Below are 6,580 nucleotides of genomic sequence, written 5' to 3' on the forward strand. Positions count from 1 at the left end.
TAATGAGGCCAAAGTAGGCTGACCAATCCTTCCGTTAATTCCGGTAAATCATCATCACTTATTTTGTTTAGGGTATGGGGGGATTTTAATTAGCGTAATATTTTGCAGTATCTCGATGAATTTGACTGCATTTTTGGTTTCTAGTGAATATTTTATTAAACATGGTTTGATTGTGATGAACGCTTTGAATGGTAATAGCAACACTAATAGTAAAGGAGTAACCAATGAATAAAACAACATTGTCCTCAGCAATTCGAGGAACAGGTATCGGATTCAGTCTATTCGTTGTGATGAGCACAAGTAGTTATGCCGCTCAGACACCAGTTGCTCCACAAGTTGACGCAAAAGCGTTTGTATTAATGGATTATAACAGCGGTAAAATTTTGGCTTCGGGTAATCCTGATGAGCGTTTGGATCCTGCAAGTCTAACCAAGATCATGACTAGCTATGTGGTCGGGCAAGCGGTCAAAGCAGGGAAAATTACACCGCAAGATATTGTGACAGTGAGTGAAGCCGCATGGGCGACAGGAAACCCTATTTTAAAAGGTTCTTCCTTGATGTTTTTGAAACCGAAAGACCGTGTTTCTGTATTGGATTTAAATAAAGGCGTGGTAATTCAATCTGGGAATGATGCCAGTATTGCCTTGGCTGAGCACGTTGCGGGGAGCCAAGAATCTTTTGTTGACCTTATGAATGGCTACGTCCAAAAAATTGGCTTAACCAATACCCATTTTAAAACCGTACATGGTTTAGATTCTGAAGGGCAATACAGTACCGCTCGGGATATGGCTGTGTTAGCGCAAGCGCTGATCCGCGATGTGCCTGATGAGTATGTATTGCACAAAGAGAAAGAGTTTACGTTCAATAATATCCGTCAACCTAACCGTAACCGTTTATTGTGGAGCCAAAATCTTCATGTTGATGGCGTGAAAACAGGGCATACTAGTGGTGCTGGTCATAACCTAGTCGCATCAGCAACTGATGGTCCTATGCGCTTGATTTCGGTAGTTTTAGGTGCGCCAAGTGACCGTGTTCGTTTTTCTGAAAGCGAAAAGCTGCTCACTTGGGGCTTCCGTTTCTTTGAAACAGTGACGCCGATTAAAGGGGATGCTGTTTTACAGAAACAACGTGTTTGGTTTGGTGACATTTCAGAAGTGCCTTTAGGGGTCGAAAAAGATGTGGCAGTGACTATTCCAAAAGGTCAGCTACAAAACCTAAAAGTGGACATTAAACTAGATAATGATTCCATTGAAGCACCTTTAGCATTGAACCAAAAGGTGGGCACAATTAACTTTATTTTGAATGGTGAAGTGATTGAACAGCACCCATTGGTTGCAAAACAAGCTGTAGAGGAAGCGGGGTTTATCGGTCGTATTTGGGATTACATCATGAAAACCATTACTGGCTGGTGGAATGCCATTTTTGGATGATTAAAACCTAATTATAAAATTAATATATGGAGACCTCTTTATGAGGTCTCTTTTTTTTGTAATGAATAACATTAAATAAACTTACAGATAAACTTCAATTGAAATATTTCCAATTCAATTTAATAATCATTTTAATTGTTTGAGTGCTAACTATTTTACTGTTATTTAAATATCAATGGTTGAAATTATCTCATGCAATTTCATAATATATTTATTAATTTAATTAATTGAAATGGAGAATTATCAATGGGCATTTCCATGGAAGAAAGAATGCATCAGCTGTCCTTACAAAAAAATACCAAAGGGATTGGGGAAAACAGTGTTAATGGTGGTCGTGCGGATAATCGCGGTGAAAATAGTGGCGTTATGAAATCCGGTGATGCGATTGATTCTGGTAAAGGGGGCGGTTCTGTAGATGGCGGTAATACATTAAACCTGCATACTAACAATCATATAATGCAAGGTGGGCTTGCGCGTAATAATGGTGTTAACAATGGGGACGTTGAGGGGGGAGATAGTACCAACTTTGGTTTAAATAACAATGAACTTAATGGTGGTTCCGCAACGAATGAATTTGGTTCTGTTAACCATGAAAATTCATATATTAAAGGCGGTAATGCTATTCGTGAGTTGCAAAGCGGTATTGAAAAATACCAAGGAATGCAAAAGCAATTGGCGGAGGCAAATAAAGAAATCACTCGCAAAACTAATGAGTTGTCAGCACTGAAAAAAGAAATTGCATCACAAAAAGTAGAATTGCAAAAACAGCAGCAAGCATTAGCAGATCAAGCTTCTCAATCAAAAGACACGCAAGATAAGCTGAATGCGGCGCAACAGCTTCTTGCTCAAAGTGAAGAAGAAAAGCAGTCATTAAATAATGAACTGATGAAGGCTAAAGGAGATGTGAATCAACTTCGCTCTGATATGAAAGCTCAACGTGGTGAAATAGACAAACTCAAAGCTCAGGTTGATGCGGGCAAGCAAGAGATCAACGAGCTGGAAGTTAAATTAGATAAGACGAGTGGTGATAAAGAGAAACTCGAAGAGCGCTTAAAAGTCCAGCAAGATCGTAATAAAAAACAAGAAGAAAAAATTGCTGAAATTCAAGGTAAGATTGGTGACAAACAAAAAGAAATTGCCGCTTTGAATGACAAGCTTGCAGATGAAGGAAAAAACCAAGCGGGTTTAAATGCTAAAATCCAGCGTTTAGAAAATGATATTGACAACTTAAAGAGCATTTTAGATAAGAAAGTTGAAAAAGAGTCTGAGAGCGGCTCTAAGGTTTCTCAACTGCAAGAAAAAATTAGCGTTTTAGAAGCAGAGAAAAAAAAGTTAGACTCTCTATTGCAAAACGAACTTCACTCTTACACCAAACTGGCTGAAGAATATCGTCTCTTTGAGGAGTCCGTTAAAACAGACATGGAAAAATTTGACCGGATAGAACTGGTGTTTAACAAAATGGGTGGTTTGGTAAATGAAGGTCAAGATATCTTAATCAACTCACCTGAAACTACGACAACGACGTATACAACTACCTCGTACTCTCGTGAGACAAAAACATCAGAGGGTCGTTCATCTGCTGGATTTGCACAAAATTCAGGGGATAATTCAGGCTCTATTCGTGGTGGTGATAGCATTAGTAATTCGTATGTGAAAAATGAGGTGAAGTTTGAGATTGATAGTGATCAGCTCGCCAATAAAATAGCGGAAGGGGCGAGTGCTTTCACTCAAACTATTGAAGAAGTTGTTTTAGATGCTGGGAGTTCAGTTAAAGGCGCTGTCGATACTGTTAGTGTATTAGTCTCAACGAAAACACCATATCAAGTCTGGTAATAGTACTTAGCCAGCAATCAAAAGGCCTGCATTTGCAGGCCTTTCATATGATAGAAATTAAATTATTCGCAATGACCTAACTTAATCGCCAAACCGCCTTGGGAAGTTTCACGGTATTTTGCGTTGATATCTTTACCTGTTTCATACATGGTTTCGATGACTTTATCGAGGCACACGCTTGGCGCGCTCACACGGCGTAATGCCATACGAGCGGCATTCACAGCCTTAACAGATGCAATTGCATTACGTTCGATACAAGGTACTTGGACTTGCCCACCCACAGGGTCACAGGTTAAGCCTAAGTTATGCTCCATGGCGATTTCAGCCGCGACGCACACTTGCTCTGGGCTGCCCCCCATTAATTCAGCCAAACCAGCAGCAGCCATGGAACAGGCTACACCGACTTCACCTTGGCAACCAACCTCTGCACCAGAGATGGACGCATTCATTTTGTACAGCGTACCAATCACGCCTGAAACTAAGAAATAGCGGGTATAAGAGTTTTCGTTGACTGGGCGAATAAATTTATCGTAGTAAGCCAATACCGCAGGAATAATTCCGCACGCACCATTCGTTGGGGCAGTAACAACACGGCCACCGGCGGCGTTCTCTTCATTGACAGCAAGGGCGTACATGTTGATCCAGTCAATCACCGCCATTGGGTCAATATTGTTATTGTCAGAAGTCACTAATTGACGGCGCAATGCCGCCGCACGGCGAGGAACGCGCAGTGGACCTGGTAATAAACCTTCGGTGCTCACGCCGCGTTCAATGCCCGCTTTCATGACATCCCACACCGCAGCCAGATATTCAGAGATCTCTTCTTTGCTGTGCAGGGCTAACTCGTTTTGCATTACTAATGCAGACAAAGATAACCCCGTTTCTTTACAATGTTTTTGTAAATCAGCCGCATATTTGTATGGGTAAGGGACTTGAACCGCATTTTCAGTTTCTTGACCGAAATGTTCTTCATCGACGATAAAGCCACCGCCAATGGAGTAATAATTCTTGGTATACAGAACGTTATCGCCATCAAACGCGGTAATTGTCATTCCGTTTTCGTGTAATGGTAGGTTAGTTGAATGGAAATTCATCCCACCTTCAGTTGGAAAATCGACTTCATGTTGACCATTTGCCAGCAGTAGTTTGCCAGTTTGCTCAACATTGCGCATAAATGCTGGGATAGCATCAATATCAATCGTATCAGGCAGATTACCCGCCAAACCCATAATAATCGCCATATCGGTGGCGTGTCCTTTACCTGTTAGGGATAAAGAGCCATAAACATCGACGGAAATACGTGTGGTTTTAGTGAGAAGATTTTGCTGGATGAGGTCATCGACAAACTGCTTACCGGCTTTCATAGGGCCGACAGTGTGTGAGCTGGATGGTCCGATACCGATTTTAAAAATGTCGAATACGCTAATCATATTCTGTCTTCCTATATTGAAGGATCCCCATCAAACTGCCAATTACAGGGTATTTGTTGTCAGTAAGATGATTATAGAAGATCCCTCAATTAACCAGATTGATATAGGTTAATTGAGGGCTTAGATTTACTTAATTATTTGCTAATTTTTTTAATTAGAAGAATAACTTGTAAGTTGCAGCGGAGATAGCGACCAGACCCATGATGACAACGAAGATATTGCTGAGTTTACCGGAGTATTTACGCATCGCAGGAACTTTGCTGATTGCATACATTGGCATTAAGAACAGCAGGATTGCGATAACTGGGCCACCCAGACTTTCAATGATATCCAGTACTCCAGGGTTCAATGTTGCAACAATCCAAGTTGTTACTAACATGAACAGTGCAGTACCACGATTTAATTTTTTAACATCAACTGTTTTGCCTTTTGCGCGATATGCACGCTCAACTAAACCATTGAAACCTTCACGAGCACCTAAGTAGTGGCCTAAGAATGATTTGATGATAGCGATAAAGGCGATGATAGCTGCGGCATACTTGATAAACGGCTGATCAAAATAGCCAGACAGGTAGTCAAGGATACTGATATTTTGCGCTTTAGCTGCAGCAAGGTCTGCTGAAGACAGTGTGAATACACAGCTGATGACGAAGAACATTACAGTCAGAACCATCAGGATGTGCGCAGAAGCCAGAATGCGTGAGCATTTTTTCTCTGCCGCTTCATCATACTCTTCACGTTTTGCAACAGAGAAAGCAGAGATGATTGGTGAATGGTTAAACGCGAAAACCATAACTGGGATTGTTAACCAGATAGTGATCCAAATGCTTTGTCCACCGGATGCTGTAGCCGCTTCAGTCACGTTATCTAAAGATAATGTGCTCAGAGCATCGGTGCTCCAATGTGGAACCATATACAGAGAGAAAGCGACCAGTACGGCGATGAATGGGAACACCAGCATACTCATGACTTTAACAATATATTTTTCACCGAATGCCACGATTGCCATAACGCCACCGACTAAAATCAGTGCCAGCAACCAACGTGGTGGTGCACCAACGCCTAATAGTTCAGTCAGGAATTTGTTAACGTTGTTAGTGATAGAAACACCATAAACTAACAAAATAGGATAAATAGCAAAGAAATAGAGCAGGGTGATCCAGTTACCTGCTGTACGACCAAAATGCTCTTCTACCACTTCGGTAATGTCACCGTCTTTCTTTGAACCGGAAAGGACAAAGCGTGTTAAACCACGGTGAGCAAAAAATGTCATTGGGAAAGCAAGTACTAACATCAGTAATACTGGCAGTAATCCACTCATACCCGCATTGATAGGCAAGAATAAAACACCAGCGCCGATGGCGGTACCATAAAGACCGAGCATCCACACGGTGTCTGTTTTACGCCAAGCGGTAGCATTCCCTGTTTGCGAGGCTGTTTTGTTGATGGAACCAACTTTTGTTGTATCCATAATAGTCTCCAAAAATAAAAGTCAAAAAATAAAAATTGGGTGCCTATTTCACTAGGCTCTTAATCTTTTTGTACGATTAATCGACGGTTTAATTAGTGGTTAGTAAATAAACAATCGGTTAATACACTGTCTAGCCATTAATAATGGTTTTATACGTAACAATCTGATTGGAAATAAAACTAAGATGAATATGAAATTCATTTTCAATCAGTTTTGCAATTTTATAAGTAATTTTTAAAAGTGGATTTTGAGTGTGAGAATCTACATTTTAGCAGAACAAAATGCCGTGATCATTATCTCAAAAGAGAAATATCCCCTGCGTTTGCCAGCTTTCAGTGGTTTTTATAAAATTGTTAATGGAATTTGGCTTAGTGCTGTTTTTTGTCGTTTTTTGGTAATGTTCATAAAATGAATAC

4 protein-coding genes are annotated in these 6,580 nt (G+C 40.7%); 2 read left to right on the forward strand and 2 right to left on the reverse strand.

The features are described from left to right. The first annotated feature begins 224 nt into the window (after positions 1 to 224). Both JK188_RS15745 and JK188_RS15750 read left to right on the forward strand, forming a co-directional pair. Positions 225 to 1,430, forward strand: coding sequence for a serine hydrolase (locus tag JK188_RS15745; RefSeq protein WP_211885013.1), 1,206 nt, complete (start codon positions 225 to 227; stop codon positions 1,428 to 1,430). Positions 1,431 to 1,700: 270 nt separating this feature from the next. Then, the gene (locus tag JK188_RS15750; RefSeq protein ID WP_249216033.1) at positions 1,701 to 3,263 is read left to right on the forward strand and encodes a hypothetical protein; all 1,563 of its coding nucleotides are present in this window, start codon (positions 1,701 to 1,703) and stop codon (positions 3,261 to 3,263) included. 62 nt (positions 3,264 to 3,325) lie between these two features. On the opposite strand, the gene JK188_RS15755 is transcribed toward JK188_RS15750, so the two are convergent. Further along, positions 3,326 to 4,693: an L-serine ammonia-lyase gene (locus JK188_RS15755; RefSeq protein ID WP_211885015.1), complete on the reverse strand. Its 1,368-nt coding sequence runs from the start codon at positions 4,691 to 4,693 to the stop codon at positions 3,326 to 3,328. Positions 4,694 to 4,847: 154 nt separating this feature from the next. Continuing rightward, positions 4,848 to 6,164 carry a serine/threonine transporter gene (locus JK188_RS15760; RefSeq protein ID WP_211885016.1) on the reverse strand — a complete coding sequence of 439 codons (1,317 nt, stop codon included), beginning with the start codon at positions 6,162 to 6,164 and terminating at the stop codon, positions 4,848 to 4,850. Positions 6,165 to 6,580: the final 416 nt, after the last annotated feature.

It is taken from the genome of Providencia sp. JGM181 (assembly GCF_018257375.1).
Classification (GTDB): Bacteria; Pseudomonadota; Gammaproteobacteria; order Enterobacterales; family Enterobacteriaceae; genus Providencia; species Providencia lanzhouensis.

Bases quoted from the DNA above. Each gene is read 5' to 3' on its own strand.
- JK188_RS15745 (WP_211885013.1), top strand. From the start codon at position 225: ATGAATAAAACAACATTGTCCTCAGCAATTCGAGGAACAGGTATCGGA.
- JK188_RS15755 (WP_211885015.1), bottom strand. From the start codon at position 4,693: ATGATTAGCGTATTCGACATTTTTAAAATCGGTATCGGACCATCCAGC.
- JK188_RS15750 (WP_249216033.1), top strand. From the start codon at position 1,701: ATGCATCAGCTGTCCTTACAAAAAAATACCAAAGGGATTGGGGAAAAC.
- JK188_RS15760 (WP_211885016.1), bottom strand. From the start codon at position 6,164: ATGGATACAACAAAAGTTGGTTCCATCAACAAAACAGCCTCGCAAACA.